Origin of the sequence: Curtobacterium sp. MCLR17_044, from assembly GCF_003234435.1 — a bacterium.
GTDB lineage: Bacteria > Actinomycetota > Actinomycetes > Actinomycetales > Microbacteriaceae > Curtobacterium > Curtobacterium flaccumfaciens.
In genome coordinates, this window is sequence record NZ_QKTC01000012.1 from 126,615 (window position 1) to 143,604 (window position 16,990).

A 16,990-nucleotide genomic window follows, 5' to 3' on the forward strand; every position below is an offset into this window, starting at 1 on the left:
CCGGTACCCTGATCCGGTGACCGACCCGACCCCCACTCACTGGACCCTGACGCTCGTCTGCGACGACCAGCCCGGGATCGTGCACGCCGTCTCCGGAGCGATCGTCGCCGCCCAGGGCAACATCACCGAGTCGCAGCAGTTCTCCAGCGCCGACACGAACACGTTCTTCATGCGCCTGCAGGTGATGGCGCCGGTGGACCGCGCCGCCTTCGAGGCAGCACTCGCCCCCGTCGCCGCCCGCTACGACGCCCGCGTCCAGCTCGACGTCGTCGGTCGTCCGCTGCGCACCCTCGTGCTCGTGTCGAAGGCGGGCCACTGCCTGAACGACCTGCTCTACCGGCAGCGCGGCGGACAGCTGCCGATCGAGGTCCCCCTCGTGCTGTCGAACCACGCGGACCTGTCCGAGCTCGCCGCGTTCTACTCCGTGCCGTTCGAGCACCGCCCGGTCACCGACGCCGAGTCGAAGGAGCAGATGGAGCGGCGTGTGCTGCAGGCGGTGGAGGAGCACGACATCGAGCTCGTCGTCCTCGCCCGCTACATGCAGATCCTGTCGCCCGAACTCTGCGCGGCACTCGAGGGCCGTGCCGTGAACATCCACCACTCGTTCCTGCCCGGCTTCAAGGGCGCGAACCCGTACCGGCAGGCGCATGCCCGCGGGGTGAAGCTCATCGGTGCGACCGCGCACTTCGTGACGAGCGACCTCGACGAGGGCCCGATCATCGAGCAGAACGTCGTCCGCGTCGACCACACCAAGGAACCGGCCGAGCTGGTGTCCATCGGGCAGGACGAGGAGTCCCGCACGCTCACCCAGGCGGTGCGCTGGATCGCGGAGGACCGCGTCCTGCTCGACGGCGCCCGCACCATCATCTTCAAGTAGGCAGCACCATGACCAACCCCCCGCAGTCCCCCGTCGACTGGGAATCGGTCCCCGACCCGGCAGCCGTCCGGCAGCCGCGTCGGCGGTTCGAGGCCTGGATGATCCTGCGGATCGCCGTGATGGTGTTCGGTCTGCTGTCCCTGGCCTTCTGGGGCTACTGGTCGTGGCAGCTCCCGCTCCCCGGCTACCTGTTCATGGTCGGGGCTCCCCTGTTTGCGGCGGTCGTCTGGTACTTCTTCCGGTCGCCGCGCTCCCCGATCGAGACCGACATCGTCGGCAAGACCATCGTCGAGGTCGCCCTGGTCGTCGCCGCAGGCGCGACCTGGATCTCGATCGGCCACCCGGTCGTCGGCATCGTCTTCATCGTGATCGCCGCCCTGAGCGGCGTGATCGCGTTCCGCAAGGAGACCGCATGAGCACCACGGGCCTCCAGACCGGCCAGGAGGCCCAGCGCACGCTGGTCCGCGCAGCCCGCGTCGTCGACGCGGCCGGCACCACGGCCGACGGCTGGGTCCTGGTCGTCGGCGACACGATCCACGCGACCGGCTCCGGTCCTGAGGCCCCCGCGGCCGACCGGGTCGTCGACCTGGGCAACGCGGTCCTGACGCCCGGATTCGTGGACCTGCACGGACACGGTGGGGCGACCGAGGCGTACGAGGACGACTCGTTCGACCGTTCGCTCGCGATGCACCGTTCGCACGGCACGACCCGCTCCGTCCTGTCGCTCGTCGCGAACCCGGTCCCCGCGCTCGCGGCGTCGCTGGCCCACGTCCGCGCCGTGATGGCGACCGACCCGCTCGTGCTCGGTGTGCACCTGGAGGGGCCGTTCCTGTCCCCGCACAACAAGGGCGCCCACAACGAGTCGTTCCTGATCGAGCCGACCCCCGCCGCGGTCGACGCCCTGCTCGAAGCGGGCGAGGGTGTCATCCGCCAGGTCACGATCGCGCCCGAGCTGCTCGGAGCGCTCGACGCCGTCCGCCGCTTCGTCGACGCCGGCGTCACGGTCGCCGTCGGCCACACGGTCGGCACGTACGACCAGGCGCGGGCCGCGTTCGACGCCGGCGCGACGATCCTGACCCACGCCTGCAACGCGATGCCCGGGCTGCACCACCGCGCACCGGGGCCGATCGGCGCCGCCGTGTCGGACGACCGCGTGACGCTCGAACTCATCCTGGACGCCGTGCACGTGCACCCGGTCGTGGCGGACACGCTCTTCCGGGCGACGCCGGGTCGGGTGGCGCTGATCACCGATGCGATGGGTGCCGCCGGCGCTGCGGACGGCTCGTACCGGCTCGGTTCGCTCGACGTCACGGTGACCGACGGCGTCGCACACGTGGCGGGGACGGAGACCATCGCGGGGTCGACGCTGACGCAGGACGTGGCGCTCCGCAACGCGGTCTCGCTCGCCGGGCGGACCCTGCCCGAGGCCGTGGCGGCGCTGACGAGCGTGCCGGCCGGCGCGCTGGGGCTCGGCGACCGTCTGGGTCGGCTGGCGCCGGGGTTCGCCGCCGACATGGTGGCGCTGACGCCGTCGCTCGAGGTCGAGCGCGTCTGGGGCGGCGGGCGCGAGCTGCGCTGAAACGCGCACGGCGCAGACGGCTCGCTCGGACACGTCACGGCAGGTCGGTCGGGCGGGGGTTGAGCGGCTCACCGAACCGTGGGGCCCGGCCGGGGACGCAGTGGCCGTCGATGGACACGTCCGCGTACGAATCGAACGCCTGGAAGAAGATGGCGAACCCGTCTGCCGCTGTCCCACCGAGGTACCCCTTCGGGTAGCTGATGACCGTCCGCTCCGGCGTGAGTTCCGTGTCGTGCTGAACACGCGCACCCTCGTACCCGATCGCCGCGAGGGCCCGTGTGACCCCCTCGGCAACCTGATCCGCTGTACCGGGAAGCGGGAGCCGCCGAGTGCTCGCGTAGGTGTACTGCGCAGCGTCCTCGCCATCACTTCCGCAGAGGTTCCACCCGGGGTCCTCGTCACCCCAACCGTCCTGCCCGACGACCGAGCGCACGGCGGCGAAGATGTCCAGGACGTCCTGGTGCGACTGTTCGACGTTCATCGACGTGTCCTTCTGCATGGGGGAGTCCGGGGCGGGGCCGGTGCACCCGGTCAGGAGTGCGGTGACCACCAGGGCTCCGGCGAGTGCCGCCCACGACCGTTCAGAGCGTCGGGACACCGGTGCCCCCGGTCTGCCAGCCGTACATGAGCCAGTCGTCCTTGGTCTGCTGCCGCATCCGGTCGAAGGGCCCGCCCCGCTCCGGGATCTCGTCCCCGTGTCCCATCGCCGCTCGTGCAGCATTGTGCTGGGCGGTGGTCCCGTTGTCGAAGTACGAGTACCGGCCGTCGTCGTCATCGCCGTCGTACGGCCCGTGGCGGGTGACGCCGTGCAGGGTGTCCGACCCACGACCCTCGGTCTCGGAGCTGAACGCGTGCGCGTCCCACGTGGACTCGGTCGGGTCACGCCGACCGGACAGGTTCTGCCCGGTGACGGCCCAGCCGTCCTTCGCGCCCTGGCTGGCGAAGACCTGCCCCTCGGGCACGTGCAGCGCGGACGCGTTCGGTACGGCGTCCGTCACGCCGGCCGAGCCCAGCAGCACCACGTGGTCGGCGTGGGTCTTCGTCAGGGCGATGGTCGCCACGGTCGTGCCGTAGGAGTGCCCCATGACGGTCAGGTCGGCGTCCCGCCCGGCGGCCGCTCGTGCCGCGTGGAACCCGTCGAGGTCGGCGACGAGTCGCTCGGCGCCCGCTCGCGCTCGGTCGTCCGCCAGGACGGTCCGGAAGGACGGGTCGTCGGCCATCGGCGGGTGGTAGCCGATCCAGGACACGACGGCGATGTCACTGCGGCGGATGCCAGCCACACGAGCTTCCTCACGACGCATCCCGCGGGCGATCGCGCTGTAGTCCTGCACCGTGCCGTCCTGGTACGTCGCGGTGTTCATGCCCGGCACGATGACGCTGACGTGCGTGGCACGGTCGAGGTCACCCGCGACGATCTGTGCGAGCGGGGGACGGTCGTCGACGAGTGCCACCAGCGAGACCGGTGTCGTGGCGAGGGTGTCCTGGATGTTCCGGTAGGCGTCGCGCTGCCGTTCCCAGACGAGCAGCTGCTCCCGTGCCGTCGCCGCTTCGGCCGGGTTCCGGGCGGCGTCGTGCCGCCCACGCCAGTGGCGGACCTGCTTCCGCGCGTGTGCGAGCCGGTCAGCCAACACCGTCGTGTTCGCCCGTGCCCGCGCCCAGGAGGCGACACCGTTCAGGTTGCCGATGACCGCCGGCATCGCCGCGACGAACGCCCGCTGGACCGCGGACGGCACACCGTCGACGCCCGACGTCGCCTGCCACCACCCGGCCACCTGCGCAGGGTCGAGTCCGGCGAGCCGCTCGGCGACCCGTGCGTCGTCACCGAGCGCGGCGACGGTCTCCGGGTCGAGGGTGCCGAGCCAGGTGAGGAATTGCCCGTCGCTCATCGCGGACACGACCGTGGCGGAGACCAGCTTGCCGAGCACCGACCGGTCCTCGAGCGCGGAAGCCGCCGCTCGGTCGGCTGCGGCTCGGCGGGCGACGAGCTCGTCCCACTGCGTCGTCAGCCGAGCGTCCAGCGCTGCCAACCACTCGCCGCTGCGCTCCAGCTGCTGCAGGAGCGCACGGTCCGACTCGACCGCATCCGGTCCGGACGCCACCACGGTGGCATCGCGGATCGCCCGCTGGTTGGCCGCGATGTCGTCCGCGGTGTTCCGCCGGGTCGTCTGCAGGCTCGCGGCGTCGTCCTGGATCTCCCGCACCTGGCGTGCGTAGGTGGCGAGTGCGGCCGACGCCGCGTCCAGCCGCGCCGCGACGCGCTGGGCACTCGCCGGCATCGCCGCCGCCGTCACGAGGAACCGCTGTTGCGCCCGCCCCGCCCAGCCGGACGCCGCGTGCTCCGCGGCGACGAGCACGTGCCGGGCGCCGTCACGGACCGCGTCCGAGTGGTCGTCGTGCCGACGGGCGATCCGCTGGATGCCGTCCGGGTCGCCCGCGACCGGGTCCGCGCTCACCGGACCCGCCGGGCGAGGTCGGCATCCGCACGCAGGACCGCTTCGGCGGCGGCGGTCACGTACTCGCGCAGCGTGTCCGCGTCGTCACCGAGGGACCGGATCATCGCGTCGTGCGCCCTGGCCGACGCGACGAACGCGGACTCGACCGCCCCCGAGCCGAACGCACCGCCGTCCGAGCCGGACAACGGGCGCTCAGAGCGGAGGTCGGTGACCGCCTGCCCCGCCGCTCGTGCGACCGCCTGCATCGTCGGCAGGTCGACCGTCAGATCCCCCATGGTGCCCCCTCGTGCTCCCCGAGGAGGTCAACATATCACCGCTGAAGTACGGTGTGTCAAGCGGTGTTCAGCGGTCGACCGGGCGCCCCCGCTGGCCACTCGCCCACGACGTGTCCGCCGTTTCCCCGACCCGGAGCGACAGCGTGCCGCCCCGGGTGACGAACGACGCCGGCACCCAGGACCGCTCGTGCGTCCACCCGTTCAACCGGGCGCCCTGCACGTACGGCTCGGTCCCCGAGGACCGGATGACGATCCGCTCGCCGCTCGACCGCCGGATGTCGACCGTGCTGAACGTCGGGCTGCCGATGAGCATCTCCGCTCGCCCGGGCGTCTGCGGGAACAGGCCGATCGAGGCGAAGACGTACCAGGCGCTCATCGTGCCGAGGTCGTCGTTGCCCGGCAGGCCGCCGGGGCCGGTCGAGTAGGCGTCGTCCACGACCTGCCGCACGGTCTCCTGCGTCTTCCAGGGCTTGCCGAGGGCGTTGTACATCCACGGCGTGTGGATGTCGGGCTCGTTCGTCGGGTCGAACTTCGTGGCGTCGCCACCGGTCACCGCGAACGCACCGGTGCTGTCATGGAAGAAGTCGTCGAGCCGAGCGGTCGCGGCGTCGTCACCGCCGAGCGCGCTCGACAGCCCCTGCACGTCCTGCGGCACGAGCCAGGTGTACTGCGCGCTGGTGCCCTGTGCGAACCCGGTCCCCGTCGACGGCGACCAGTCGGGCGTCCACGATCCGTCGGCCTGACGAGCAGCCTGGTAGCCGACGGCGGCGTTGAAGGTGTTCTTCCAGTAGGTCCCACGCTCCGCGAACATCCGGGCGTCCGACCGCAGCCCGAGGGAACCCGCCCAGTACCCGAGCGCGCTGTCGGAGATCGAGTCCTCGAGGGTCTCGGCCGCACCACCCCAGCAGGAGCAGTCGTCGTTCGCCGCGTACTGGCGCTCCAGGTACTCGTCGAGTGCGGGCCGCTGCGCCAGGCACTGCCCCGGGCACCCGATGTCGCTCTCGGCGTCCGCGTTCTCGACCGTCGCCTGGCGCTTGAGCGAGGCGTAGGCGGCCCGGACGTCGAAGTTCCGGACGCCCATGGCGTACCAGGTTGCGAGCGTCGCGGCCGAGGGGTCGCCGGTCATCACGTGCGTCGGCGCTCCGAGGTGCAGCCACCGGTCCCACACGCCGCCGTTCTGCTCGGCGAACCGCAGCATCGACTGCGCCATGTCCCCGGCGACGTCCGGCCGCAGCAGCGCGAGCAGCTGGATCTGTGCCCGGTACTGGTCCCACCCGGAGTACGTGCCGTACACGGCCCGGTGTCCGCGGTCCATCCGGTGCACCCGCAGGTCGGGCCCGAGGTAGCGCCCGTCGCGGTCGTTCAGCGTGTTCGGCTGCATGAGTGCGTGGTAGACCGACGTGTACAGCTGGGTGGTCCGGTCCGCCGTGCCGCCACCGACGCGCAGGCGCAACAGTTCACGGTTCCAGGAGGCCCGTGTGCCGGCCGCCACGCTGGCGACGGTCGAGCGCTTGGTCACCTCGCCGTCACGGTTCGCGGCCGCCCCGGCCGCGCTCACGTACGAGATGCCGATCTTCGCCTGCACCGTCGCTCCGCGACGCGCATCGAACCCGACCCACGCGCCGGAGCCGCGTCCGGCGCGGTCGGCGCCGGTCAGGTAGCCCTCCCCACCGGAGGAGGACGTGCCTCCAGGCTGGACCGTGCCGTCCTTCCAGGTGCCGGTGCTCGCGAACGCCGTGTCGAAGGTCGCGGTGAAGTAGAGGCGGTAGTAGCTGCGGCGGTCCGGGTTGGTGGCGCCGCCGCCGTTCGCGCGGCGGCTGCAGAAGCCGCCCGTCAGGACGCTGCCGCTGACCGTGCGGGTGCGGGGGTCGACGCGGGTGATCGCGGCCTCGCTGCCGTTGATCGAGTTCGACGTGCGGAAGAGCAGGTTCGCGTCCTTGCCGGCCGGGAACGTGAACGCACCGACGCCGGCGCGGGTGGTCACGGCCAGGTCGGTGCGGACGCCGTTGTCGAGCGTGACGCCGTAGCGGCCGGGGCTCGCGGACTCCTGGTCGTGGGAGTACCCGGCGGAGTAGACGGCGTCCTTCGAGTCGGCCGACGGCGAGGTCGTGACCGGGGTCGTGACCGGCATGATCGGCACGTCACCGGCAGCCCCGGGAGCACACCCGGCACCGTTCAGGTGCGTCAGGCTGAAGCCGCGCAGCCGGTTCACGTCGTACGAGTAGCCGTTCGCGACCGGGGTCGACGTCTGGTCACCCGCGGTGCCCGTGGGACTCCACTGCAGCATGCCGAACGGCGCCGTGGCACCCGGCCAGGTGTTGCCGTTGTTGCTCGTGCCGATGAACGGGTCGACGTACCGCGCGGGATCGCTGACGGTCCGTCCGGGCTGCGTCGACGGCGAGGCCACGGCCGGCGCGGCGACGACCCCCGTGCCCAGCAGTGCGGCGATCGTGGCCACCGCGGCGAGCGGGAGCGGACGGACGAGCGGGCGACGGTGCACGCGAGATCGGTTCACGTCCGTGACGCTAGCCCCCTCGGACGGGGGACGCCGCCTGCGTCACCGACCGCTCTCCCGCTGTTCACGTCGGGTTCGGCGTCGGGCCGGCGCCGTTCGGTCAGACAACCGTGCGCGCGGCGACCTCGTCGACGAAGGTGCGGACCCGCTGCCGGAACACCGGGTCGGTGGCGGTCCCGCGGACGGGCACGACGTGCAGCCGCCGGTCACCACGTCGCAGCGCCGGCCCGACGAACACCCCCTCGGCGACGTCCGGCGCGGTGGCCGACCAGAGCGTCGAGCGAGCGCCGTCCTCCGCGGTCCGGGCCATGCTGCGCGCGATCATGCCGCCGAGGCGCTGCGCGAGGGTCTCGGCCTGGTCGTTCATCCCCGTCGCCGCGATGCCGGGGTGTGCGATGACCGAGCGGACGTCCGAGCCGGCCGCGCGGAGCCGCTCACCGAGGTCGACCGCGAGCGCCGTCGCCGCCGTCTTCGAGTCGGTGTACACGGCGAGCTGCGAGTAGTCGCTCGGATCGTCGACCCCGCCCGGTGCGGGCACGCGGCGGGTGCGCTGCGACAGGTTCGACCCGACGAGGACGACCCGGGGCGACGGTCCGCCGAGCACCGGGAGCATCGCGTCGGCGAGCACGGCCGGCCCGACGACGTTGGTGGCCCAGGTGCGTTCGATGCCCTCGTCGGTCAACCCGAACGCGCCCAGCGTCGCGCCGGCGTTGTTGACGAGGGCGTCCACGACGATGCCGTCCGCCGCAAGCTGCCGGGCGAACGCCGTGACCGAGGCGACCGACGCGGTGTCGACGACCCGCGCCTCCAGGCCGACGGGCAGGACGCGAGCCGCCTTGTCGGGGTTGCGGACCGCAGCGATGACGCGTGCTCCGGCGGCTGCGAGTCGGGTCGCGACCACCAGCCCGAGTCCGCCGGTCGCGCCGGTGACCACCACGGTCCGGCCGTGCTGGTCGGGCATCGCGGACGGTTCCCACTCGAAGGTGTCCATGGTCGTCTCCTGCTCACTCGTCGTGTGGAATCGGATGATCCATCCGGAACGGTAGCACAAGCGGATAGAGTGTCCGTATGACGATCGCGATGGCCCGACCCGAAGCGCTGCGCTCCGATGCGCAACGCAACCGGACCGCGCTGCTCGACGTCGCCCGGTCGTTCCTCGAGCGGGGCGAGCAGCCGCTCCTCAACGCCGTTGCACACGAGGCCGGTGTGGGTGTCGGGACCGCCTACCGGCACTTCCCGTCGCAGCAGCACCTGCTCGAGGCGCTCGCGATCGATGCGCTCGAGGACATGCTCGACCTCGTCCGTGTCGCCGTCGCGCTGCCCGACGCGGCGGACGCGCTCCGGGGGGTCGTGACGGCTGCGTTCCGGAGCATGGTCGACGACGCGGCCCTCGGCGACCTGCTGACGAACGGCGGGTTCTCGTGCGCCGACACCGCGGCGCTCGCGGGCGACCTGGTCGAGTCCGTCGATGCGCTGCTCGCACGGGCACGGGCCGAGGGGCTCGTGCGTGCCGACGTCGACGCGGACGACCTGCGACGACTGCTGTGCGGGATGCGGGCAGCCGCCGTGGCCGGTGGCTCCCGGGTGCACGACCCCGAGCGCTACGTCGAGGTGCTGCTGGCGGGCCTCCGCCCGGCCTGACCACCACCCTCGCGCCCCGCGTGTCTCGCTGTCAGGATGGGCGCATGAGCGTCATGGTGTCCGTCTTCGATGCGTACCGGTCCCGCACGAGCGAGAAGTACACGGCCTACCCGCCGGACGTGCTCCCCATGTTCGTCGCCGAGATGGACAGCATGCTCGCCGAACCGATCCGCGACGCCCTGGTCACGGCGGTGACGAACGGCGACACCGGGTACGTCGGGCACGGACGGGCCCTGCCCGAGGCGTTCGCCGACTTCGCTGAGAGCCGGTGGGCATGGCGGCTCGACCCCGACCTGGTCCGCACCACCACGGACGTTTCGGTCGCGGCGGTCGAGGTGCTGCGCCGGGTCATCGAGCCGGGCGACCAGGTCGTCATCATGCCGCCCGTGTACCCGCCGTTCTGGGAGTACGTGTCCGAGGCCGGCGGCACCGTCACCGAGGTCCCGCTGCTCGCCCCCGCGGGCCCGGCCGACCCCTTCGACACCACGGCCGGCTGGCGGATGGACCTGGACGGCATCGCACAGGCGTTCGCCGACGGAGCCCGCACGGTGCTGCTCTGCAACCCGCACAACCCCCTCGGCCTGGTGCACGACCGCGAGTCGCTCGTCGCACTCGCGAAGCTGGCCGCCGAGTGGGACGCCGTCGTGGTGTCGGACGAGATCCACGCGCCGCTCGTGCACGCCGACGCGGTGTTCACGCCGTTCCTGGAGTCCTGCCCCGAGGCCGCGTCGCTCGGCGTCGCCCTGACGAGTGCGAGCAAGGCCTGGAACCTCGCCGGCACGAAGTGCGCGATGATGATCGGCGCCTCGGAGCGGGCCCGCGCCTGGTTCGACGGGCTGCCGACCGAGGTCGTCGAGCGCACCGGCATCCTCGGCTACACGGCGAGCGTCGCGGCCTTCAGCGAGGGCGGGCCGTGGCTGGCGTCGCTGCTCACCGAGCTCGCCGCGAACCGGCGCACCCTGGCCGAGCGGATCGGCGACGTGCTGCCCGGCGCCGAGTACCGGCAGCCGCAGGCGTCGTACCTGGCGTGGCTCGACCTGCGGGCGCTGCCGTGGGGCGACGACCCCGCGGCGGAGCTCGTCGACCGGGCGAAGGTGGCGCTCGGCTCCGGCCCGGCGTTCGGACGGCAGGGCCGGGGCTTCGCGCGGCTGAACTTCGGGTGCTCGGCGGAGACCCTCGACGAGGGGCTCAGCCGCCTCGCCGCAGCCGCCAGGGCCTGACCACCGGACGTGGACGTGGACCTGGCCGGCAGACGCCGGCGTCCCCGTTCGACGCCGTGCAACTGTCGACACACCCCCGAATTCGGCGGCGTGTCAGCGCGCCGGCGGCGTCGCAGCAAGACGCCGGCGTCTGACCGCAGCACGACGCCGGCGGCGGCCTACTCGAACCGCTGCCAGGCCGGCTTGTTCGCGTACGTGTAGCGGTAGTAGTCGGCGAGCTGCAGCCCGGCGGCGGCTTCCTCGTCGACGACCACGGTCGCGTGCTCGTGCAGCTGCAGGGCCGAACCGGGGACGAAGGAGCTGAGCGGCCCCTCGATCGCCGCGGCGACGGCGGCCGCCTTCGACGACCCCTGGGCGACGAGGACGAGCTCGCGGGCCTCGAGGATGGTGCCGAGCCCCTGCGTCATGCAGTGCGTCGGGACCTGCTCGGGCGAGTCGAAGAAGCGCGCGTTGGCGTCACGGGTCGACGGCGCGAGGGTCTTGATGCGGGTACGCGAGGCGAACGACGAGGTCGGCTCGTTGAACCCGATGTGGCCGTTGGCCCCGATGCCGAGGATCTGCACGTCGATCCCGCCCGCGGCACGGATCGCGGCGTCGTACTCCTTGGCCGCGAACTCCAGGTCGGCGGCACGGCCGTCCGGCACCCGCACGCGCGAGGCGTCGAAGCCGAGCGGTGCCACGACGTCGCGAGCGATCACGGCCGCGTACGACTCGGGGTGCTCGAGCGGGATGCCGACGTACTCGTCGAGGGCGAACCCACGGGCCTCGGCGAACGAGATCTCGCCAGCCTGCACCCGGCGCTGCAGGTCGGTGTAGATGCCCTGCGGGCTGGATCCGGTGGCGAGACCGATGACGGCGGACGGCTTCTTGGCGACGACGGACGCGATCTTGGCCGCGGCGACGCGACCGACCTCGTCCGGCGTGGGCAGGATGATGATCTCCACACGGCAAGCCTACTGGTCATGACCAGTCTGCGACAGGGGTCGCATGGGTAGCGTGGAGGCATGCCGACCCCCGACTTCGTCCTGTCCCTGCGCGAGAAGATCGGCACGGCGCCGCTCTGGCTGTCGGGCGTGAGCGCCATCGTGACCCGCGGCTCCGGCGCCGATCGCGAACTGCTCGTGGTCCGGCGGGCCGACACGGGCGCGTACACGCCGGTCACCGGGATCGTCGACCCGGGCGAGGAACCCGCCGTCGCCGCCGAACGCGAGGTCCTCGAGGAAGCCGACGTCGTCGCCGTCGCCGAACGCCTGGCCTGGGTGCAGGTGCTGCCCGAGATGACCTACCCGAACGGCGACCGGTCGCAGTACCTCGACCTCGTCTTCGCCTGCCGGTACGTCTCCGGGACGCCGAACCCCGCCGACGGCGAGAACACCGAGGCGTTCTGGGCTCGGCTCGACGCCCTGCCCGACATGTCGGAGAACATGCGGGCACGCGTCGAGGCCGGGCTGGCCGACGAGCGCGAGGCGCGCTTCCAGCGCTGACCCCACCGGTCTGGAGGCGCGGTGCCAGGCCGCCACGAGCCTCCCGTCCGCCGTCGGTCGCGCCCACCCGCCAAAGCGACAGAAGTCCGCGAAGCATCCGCGCCCATCTGTCGCTTTCGCGACGGTGAGCGCGGTCGCGAGCGCGATCTGTCGCTTTCGCGGGGGGGGGAGCTACGCGAGCGGCGCGACCGCCACGGGTGCGCCGAGCAGGCGCACGGCGACGGGGTCGCCGGTGGCCCGGCGGTCGCCGACCTCGTGCTGGACGGTCACGACGGTGTCGTCGTCCAGGCGGACGGTGGTGCGGCGGATCGATCCGAGGAAACTCGAGGTGACGACGGTGCCGGTGATGCCCTCCGGGGCGAAGGCGATGTCCTCCGGCCGGACGTAGGCGAGCACCGGCCCGTCCGGAGCCGAGGAGTCGAGGGCCGGCACCCGGAACCCGTACACGAAGACGTCGCCCCCGCGCAGGTCGCCCTGCAGCCGGTTCGACTGGCCGACGAAGTCCGCCGTGAAGGCCGACGACGGGGTGCGGTAGAGCTCCTCGGGCGTGCCGACCTGCTCGATGTCGCCCGCCTGCATCACGGCGATCCGGTCGGAGACGGCGAGCGCCTCCTCTTGGTCGTGCGTCACGAACACCGTGGTGATGCCGAGGTCGCTCTGGATGCGGCGGATCTCGTCGCGCAGCGAGACCCGGACCTTCGCGTCGAGGGCCGACAGCGGCTCGTCGAGCAGGAGCACCCGGGGGCGGGTGACCAGGGCGCGGGCCAGGGCGACGCGCTGCTGCTGCCCGCCGGAGAGCTGGTGCGGGTACCGCTCGGCGAACTCGCCGAGGCGGACCATGTCGAGGGCCTCGACCACGCGGCTCTTGCGCTCGGCGGCGGGGACCCGGCGCATCTCGAGGCCGAAGGCGACGTTCTGCCGGACCGTCATGTGCGGGAACAGCGAGTACTGCTGGAACACCATGCCGATGTCGCGCTTGTTGACCGGGGTGTCGGCGACGTCCTGGCCGTCGATGCGGATCGAGCCGGCGTCGATGGCCTCGAGGCCCGCCAGCGCGCGGAGCGCCGTCGTCTTGCCGCAACCGGACGGCCCGAGCAGTGACACGAACTCCCCCGGCTCGACACGGAGGGACAGTCCGGCGAGTGCTCGGTGTGCGCCGAAGTGCTTCTCGACGGCGTGGAGTTCGACGACGGCACCGGTGGTGGCGAGGGACGCCGGGGCTGCCGGAGCGGTGACGGTCATGCGGACTCCTCGAGGCGGGGACGACGGGTGGTGCGGGTGCGGCGGACGCGGCCCGGGCGACGGGTCCCGATGCGGCCGATGAGGACGAGCAGCACGAAGCCGAACGCGAGCGCGGCGACCGAGAAGATCGCGGCGACGTACGGGTCGGTCCCCTGCACGAGCACGAGCCCGGTCTGGAACGTGCTGCGGGAGAGGAACGCGGCGAGGGTGTACTCGCCGAGGACCACGGTGATCGTGAGGAAGCACGCGGCGGTGATGCCCCGGCGCAGGTTCGGCAGGAGCACGCGCCAGGTGACGGTCCACCACGAGGCACCGAGCGACCGGGCCGCCTCGGACAGGACGATCAGGTCCGTCGCGGTGATGGCAGCGGCGATCGGGCGGAACGCGAACGGCAGCGTGATGATCCCGATCGCGAACGCCAGCGTCCAGGAGCCGGATCCGAAGACCTGCGAGACGACCTGGTACCCGGGGATGAAACCGACGACGAGCACCACGACCGGCACGGTGATCGGCACGATGCAGACGAACTCCAGGACACTCCGGAGCCTGGGGTAGCGGAGCGCGGTGATGATCTGGGCGGGCAGCAGGACGAGCAGCACGATCCCGACGGTGATCACGGCGATGAGCAGCGACGCCCCGAGCCCGTCGAACACGGGCTGGTAGGTGAACGCGTTGGCCGGGTCACCGATCGCCGCCCAGTGCGCGAAGGTGAGCCCGCCGTCGGTGCCCTGCCGGAAGGTGAACTGCAGCAGGGCGACCAGCGGCACGGCGAACAGGAGCCCGATCACGGTGAGCACGATCGCTGCCGCACCACGGGACGGGGCCGTGCCGAAGCGGCGGACGCGGGACGGGCCTCCGAGCCGAACCGGCTGCGCCGGGCGGACCGGACGGACCGGGGCCGCCGCGCTCATCGCTGCCACCGTGCGGCACGGCGCTGCAGCAGCGAGTACGCGCCCATCACGACCGCCATCACGACGACCATGCCGAAGGCGAGCACCCCGGCGACGTTCTGCAGGCCGGCGAGCGTCTCGCTGGTGAGCTGCGTGCGGATCGTCAGCGGCACGATGCCGCCCTGGGAGATGAGGGCCGCGGCGGTGGCGAACGACGAGAAGCCGTTCGCGAAGAGCAGCAGGAGCGACCCCCAGAACGCCGGTGCCAGGACCGGCAACGCGATCCGGCGCCAGTACGTCAGGCGCGAGGCCCCGAGGGTCGCGGCGGCCTCGCCCCACTGGGCCTTGACGCCCTCGAGTGCGGGCATGAACGTGAGGACCATGAGCGGCACCTGGAAGTAGACGTAGGGGATCACGAGCCCGGGCACCGTGTACAAGAAGGCGCCGTCCGCGTTGAGGTCGACGTGGAAGACCGTGACCAACCACGTCGTGACGAGGCCCTGCACGCCGATCGTGGCGATGAACGCGAACGCGAGCATGACGCCGCCGAACTGGGCGAGGACGCTGGCCGCCGAATCGATCATCGACCGGACCAGTCCGTCCGGCCGCAGTGCCGAGAGCGCCCAGCAGACGACCGCGCCGAGCACGGCACCGATGACCGCGGAGGCGGCGGACAGGCCGAACGACCCGCCGAACGCCCGCAGCACGGACGGGTCGGCGAAGGCCGCGAGGTTCGCGAACGTGAACGCTCCGGAGCCGTCGAAGAAGCCGCTGCCGATCGCGATCACGGCGGGGACCGCGAGGAACAGCAGGACGTAGGCGGCGAAGGGGGTCAGCCCCAGCCAGGCGAGGCCGACGCGGCGCCGGACACGGGGTCCGGCACCGCGTCGGACGGCATCGGCGGACGCTCGTGCGGACGTCGGGCGCACGGGGCTCGTCGCGCTCGTCGCGCTCGTCGCCGGTGCGGCGTCGGTCGCGGCTGCGCCGCTCGCCGCGGGCGCGTCTGCCGATGCGGTGGTCATGCTGCTCAGGACCCCATCGTCGAGGACCACTTGGCCTTGAGCACCTTGGCGGCGTCGGCGACCTGCGCGTCGGTCAGCTCGACGTAGTCCTTCGGCGCGCCACCGGCGGCGTCGAGGGCGTCCTGATCGACCTTGCCCGACTTCGTCAGCGCGGCGAGGGTGGACGGGAAGGCGCCGGCCTGCAGGTACAGGTTCTGGACCTCGGGGCTGGCGATGTACTCCTCCCACAGGCGGGCGGCCGCGGGGTGCGGGGCGTCCTTGTTGATGGCCTGCGAGTAGTACGAGCCGAGCGCCTGCCCCTTCGGGACGACGGTCTTCCAGTCCTTGTTGCCACTCGCGCCCGCTGCCGGGCCCCAGGCCAGGTTGTTGTACGACCACTGGACGACGACCGGGGTCTCACCCGAGGCGACGGTGGCCTGCGTCGGCAGCACGTTCTGGAAGTTGCCGGCCTGCTTGAGCTTGCCGAAGAAGTCGACGCCCTTGGTGATGTCGTCGGCCGAGCCGCCGTTCTCCAGCGCCGCCAGGTACACCGCGGACGCGGCCTGGTTCGCCTGCGTCGGGTCGCCCCCGATCGAGACCTTGCCCTTGTACTCGGAGCCGAGCAGGTCCGTCATGTCCTTCGGGGCGTCGGAGATCTTCGACGAGTCGTACCCGATCGACATCAGGCCGGTGTAGTCGCGCGTCCAGGCGCCGTCCTCGTCCTTCAGGTTCGTGGGGATGTCGTCCCAGTTCGCGACCTTGTAGTCGGCGAACAGGTCGAGGTTCTCCTGCAGCACGGCGTTGCCGAGGTCGAGCACGTCGGGGGCGGTGGACTGGCCCTTCTGCGACTTGACCGCGGCGACCTCGTCGGCGCTCGAGCCGTTCGGGTTCGCGGAGTTGATCTTGATGCCGTACTTCTTGGTGAAGCCGTCGATGATCTTGCCGTAGTTGGCCCACGTCGGCGGGAGCGTGATGACGTTGAGCTGCCCCTCGGCCTTGGCGGCCTTGACCAGGGCGTCCATGCCGCCGGCGGACTCGGCGCTGGTGGTGGTCTTCCAGTCGGCGTCGCCCTTGCTCGTGCTGGCGGAGCTCGTCGAGGAGCATCCGGCGAGGGTGACGACTGCGGCGGCGGCCAGGGCGATGCCGGCCAGGGTGCGCTTGTGCTGCACGGGTGGGCCTTTCGGGTGGGGGAAGGTGCTGCGGGGACCGGGTGTCCGGGTTCTGCTCGATCGTGGACGCGGCCGGTTTCCGGCCCGTGCTCCGGTGGTGAACGACGGCGGAACAGCGGGTGCGGCTGTACGCTTTGCTCGTTCTGGGCGCAGGGTCGCGCCCACACCAGGCCTGGAGGCACGGATGCGGTTCACGACGACGGTCCTGCAAGCGCGGAAGACGGCGACCGGACTCCCCGTCCCGGAGTCCGTCATCGAGGCGCTCGGATCCGGCAAGCGCCCCGCGGTGGTCGTCACGATCGACCGGGGCTACACCTACCGCTCCACCGTCGGGGTCATGGACGGGCAGTTCCTGGTGCCGCTGTCGGCCTCGCACCGTGCGGCCGCCGGGATCGCCGCCGGGGACACCGTCGAGGTCTCGCTCGAGGTCGACACCCTGCCCCGGACCGTCGACCTGCCGGAGGACCTGGCCGCCGCGCTGCAGGAGGCCGGCGTTCGTGCGGCGTTCGACACCCTGTCGAACTCGCGGCAGCGGGCGCTCGCCGACCCGGTCGCGCAGGCGAAGGCCCCGGAGACCCGGGCCCGGCGGATCGAGAAGGCCGTGGAGTCGCTGCGGGGGTAGGGGTCTGTCTCTTATACACATC

At 72.2% G+C, this 16,990-nt stretch carries 17 protein-coding genes; 7 read left to right on the top strand and 10 right to left on the bottom strand.

The window, feature by feature from the left end; genetic code table 11:
• Positions 1 to 16 precede the first annotated feature (16 nt).
• From purU to nagA, 3 genes are read left to right on the top strand one after another with little or no spacing between them, the layout of a single operon-like run.
• Positions 17 to 877 carry a formyltetrahydrofolate deformylase gene (purU, locus tag DEJ04_RS10540; RefSeq protein WP_110861849.1) on the top strand — a complete coding sequence of 287 codons (861 nt, stop codon included), beginning with the start codon at positions 17 to 19 and terminating at the stop codon, positions 875 to 877.
• 8 nt (positions 878 to 885) lie between these two features.
• Positions 886 to 1,293 (top strand): YrdB family protein, encoded by a 408-nt coding sequence (locus DEJ04_RS10545; protein WP_111047031.1) that lies wholly within the window; start codon positions 886 to 888, stop codon positions 1,291 to 1,293.
• A complete protein-coding gene (gene nagA / locus DEJ04_RS10550) occupies positions 1,290 to 2,456 on the top strand; it encodes an N-acetylglucosamine-6-phosphate deacetylase (RefSeq protein WP_111047032.1) in 1,167 nt (388 codons plus the stop codon). Before DEJ04_RS10545 ends, nagA begins: the two co-directional genes overlap by 4 nt.
• Before the next feature lie 34 nt (positions 2,457 to 2,490).
• On the opposite strand, the gene DEJ04_RS10555 is transcribed toward nagA, so the two are convergent.
• From DEJ04_RS10555 to DEJ04_RS10575, 5 genes are all read right to left on the bottom strand, one after another.
• Positions 2,491 to 3,054 (bottom strand): hypothetical protein, encoded by a 564-nt coding sequence (locus DEJ04_RS10555; RefSeq protein ID WP_258371350.1) that lies wholly within the window; start codon positions 3,052 to 3,054, stop codon positions 2,491 to 2,493.
• Positions 3,038 to 4,909: an alpha/beta hydrolase gene (locus DEJ04_RS10560; protein ID WP_111047034.1), complete on the bottom strand. Its 1,872-nt coding sequence runs from the start codon at positions 4,907 to 4,909 to the stop codon at positions 3,038 to 3,040. Before DEJ04_RS10560 ends, DEJ04_RS10555 begins: the two co-directional genes overlap by 17 nt.
• On the bottom strand, positions 4,906 to 5,184 hold the full coding sequence (locus DEJ04_RS10565) for a hypothetical protein (protein ID WP_111029039.1): 279 nt from the start codon (positions 5,182 to 5,184) through the stop codon (positions 4,906 to 4,908). The genes DEJ04_RS10560 and DEJ04_RS10565 overlap by 4 nt, the downstream gene beginning before the upstream one ends.
• A 67-nt stretch (positions 5,185 to 5,251) precedes the next feature.
• Positions 5,252 to 7,699: a GH92 family glycosyl hydrolase gene (locus tag DEJ04_RS10570; RefSeq protein ID WP_258371351.1), complete on the bottom strand. Its 2,448-nt coding sequence runs from the start codon at positions 7,697 to 7,699 to the stop codon at positions 5,252 to 5,254.
• 100 nt (positions 7,700 to 7,799) lie between these two features.
• Complete coding sequence (locus tag DEJ04_RS10575) at positions 7,800 to 8,690, bottom strand: SDR family NAD(P)-dependent oxidoreductase (RefSeq protein WP_111047036.1); 891 nt, start codon at positions 8,688 to 8,690, stop codon at positions 7,800 to 7,802.
• Between the two features lie 77 nt (positions 8,691 to 8,767).
• On the opposite strand from DEJ04_RS10575, the gene DEJ04_RS10580 reads away from it, so the two are divergent.
• Both DEJ04_RS10580 and DEJ04_RS10585 read left to right on the top strand, forming a co-directional pair.
• Positions 8,768 to 9,340, top strand: coding sequence for a TetR/AcrR family transcriptional regulator (locus tag DEJ04_RS10580; RefSeq protein ID WP_111047037.1), 573 nt, complete (start codon positions 8,768 to 8,770; stop codon positions 9,338 to 9,340).
• Positions 9,341 to 9,384: 44 nt separating this feature from the next.
• Positions 9,385 to 10,560: a MalY/PatB family protein gene (locus DEJ04_RS10585; protein ID WP_111047038.1), complete on the top strand. Its 1,176-nt coding sequence runs from the start codon at positions 9,385 to 9,387 to the stop codon at positions 10,558 to 10,560.
• 158 nt (positions 10,561 to 10,718) lie between these two features.
• Here DEJ04_RS10585 and nagB read toward each other — a convergent pair whose 3' ends face one another.
• Positions 10,719 to 11,504, bottom strand: a complete 786-nt coding sequence (gene nagB / locus DEJ04_RS10590; protein ID WP_071404694.1) for a glucosamine-6-phosphate deaminase — start codon at positions 11,502 to 11,504, stop codon at positions 10,719 to 10,721.
• Between the two features lie 60 nt (positions 11,505 to 11,564).
• Here nagB and DEJ04_RS10595 point away from each other — a divergent pair, with 60 nt between their 5' ends.
• Positions 11,565 to 12,044 carry an NUDIX domain-containing protein gene (locus tag DEJ04_RS10595; RefSeq protein WP_017888122.1) on the top strand — a complete coding sequence of 160 codons (480 nt, stop codon included), beginning with the start codon at positions 11,565 to 11,567 and terminating at the stop codon, positions 12,042 to 12,044.
• Positions 12,045 to 12,215: 171 nt separating this feature from the next.
• Here DEJ04_RS10595 and DEJ04_RS10600 read toward each other — a convergent pair whose 3' ends face one another.
• The 4 genes from DEJ04_RS10600 to DEJ04_RS10615 are packed head-to-tail and all read right to left on the bottom strand — an operon-like array spanning position 12,216 to position 16,346.
• Positions 12,216 to 13,286 (bottom strand): ABC transporter ATP-binding protein, encoded by a 1,071-nt coding sequence (locus tag DEJ04_RS10600; RefSeq protein ID WP_111047039.1) that lies wholly within the window; start codon positions 13,284 to 13,286, stop codon positions 12,216 to 12,218.
• Positions 13,283 to 14,197 carry an ABC transporter permease gene (locus DEJ04_RS10605; protein WP_111047040.1) on the bottom strand — a complete coding sequence of 305 codons (915 nt, stop codon included), beginning with the start codon at positions 14,195 to 14,197 and terminating at the stop codon, positions 13,283 to 13,285. The genes DEJ04_RS10600 and DEJ04_RS10605 overlap by 4 nt, the downstream gene beginning before the upstream one ends.
• A complete protein-coding gene (locus DEJ04_RS10610) occupies positions 14,194 to 15,198 on the bottom strand; it encodes an ABC transporter permease subunit (protein ID WP_258371352.1) in 1,005 nt (334 codons plus the stop codon). Before DEJ04_RS10610 ends, DEJ04_RS10605 begins: the two co-directional genes overlap by 4 nt.
• Positions 15,199 to 15,203: 5 nt before the next feature.
• Complete coding sequence (locus tag DEJ04_RS10615) at positions 15,204 to 16,346, bottom strand: ABC transporter substrate-binding protein (RefSeq protein WP_111029030.1); 1,143 nt, start codon at positions 16,344 to 16,346, stop codon at positions 15,204 to 15,206.
• Positions 16,347 to 16,530: 184 nt separating this feature from the next.
• On the opposite strand from DEJ04_RS10615, the gene DEJ04_RS10620 reads away from it, so the two are divergent.
• On the top strand, positions 16,531 to 16,968 hold the full coding sequence (locus tag DEJ04_RS10620) for a YdeI/OmpD-associated family protein (RefSeq protein WP_111047042.1): 438 nt from the start codon (positions 16,531 to 16,533) through the stop codon (positions 16,966 to 16,968).
• The last annotated feature ends 22 nt before the right edge of the window (positions 16,969 to 16,990 follow it).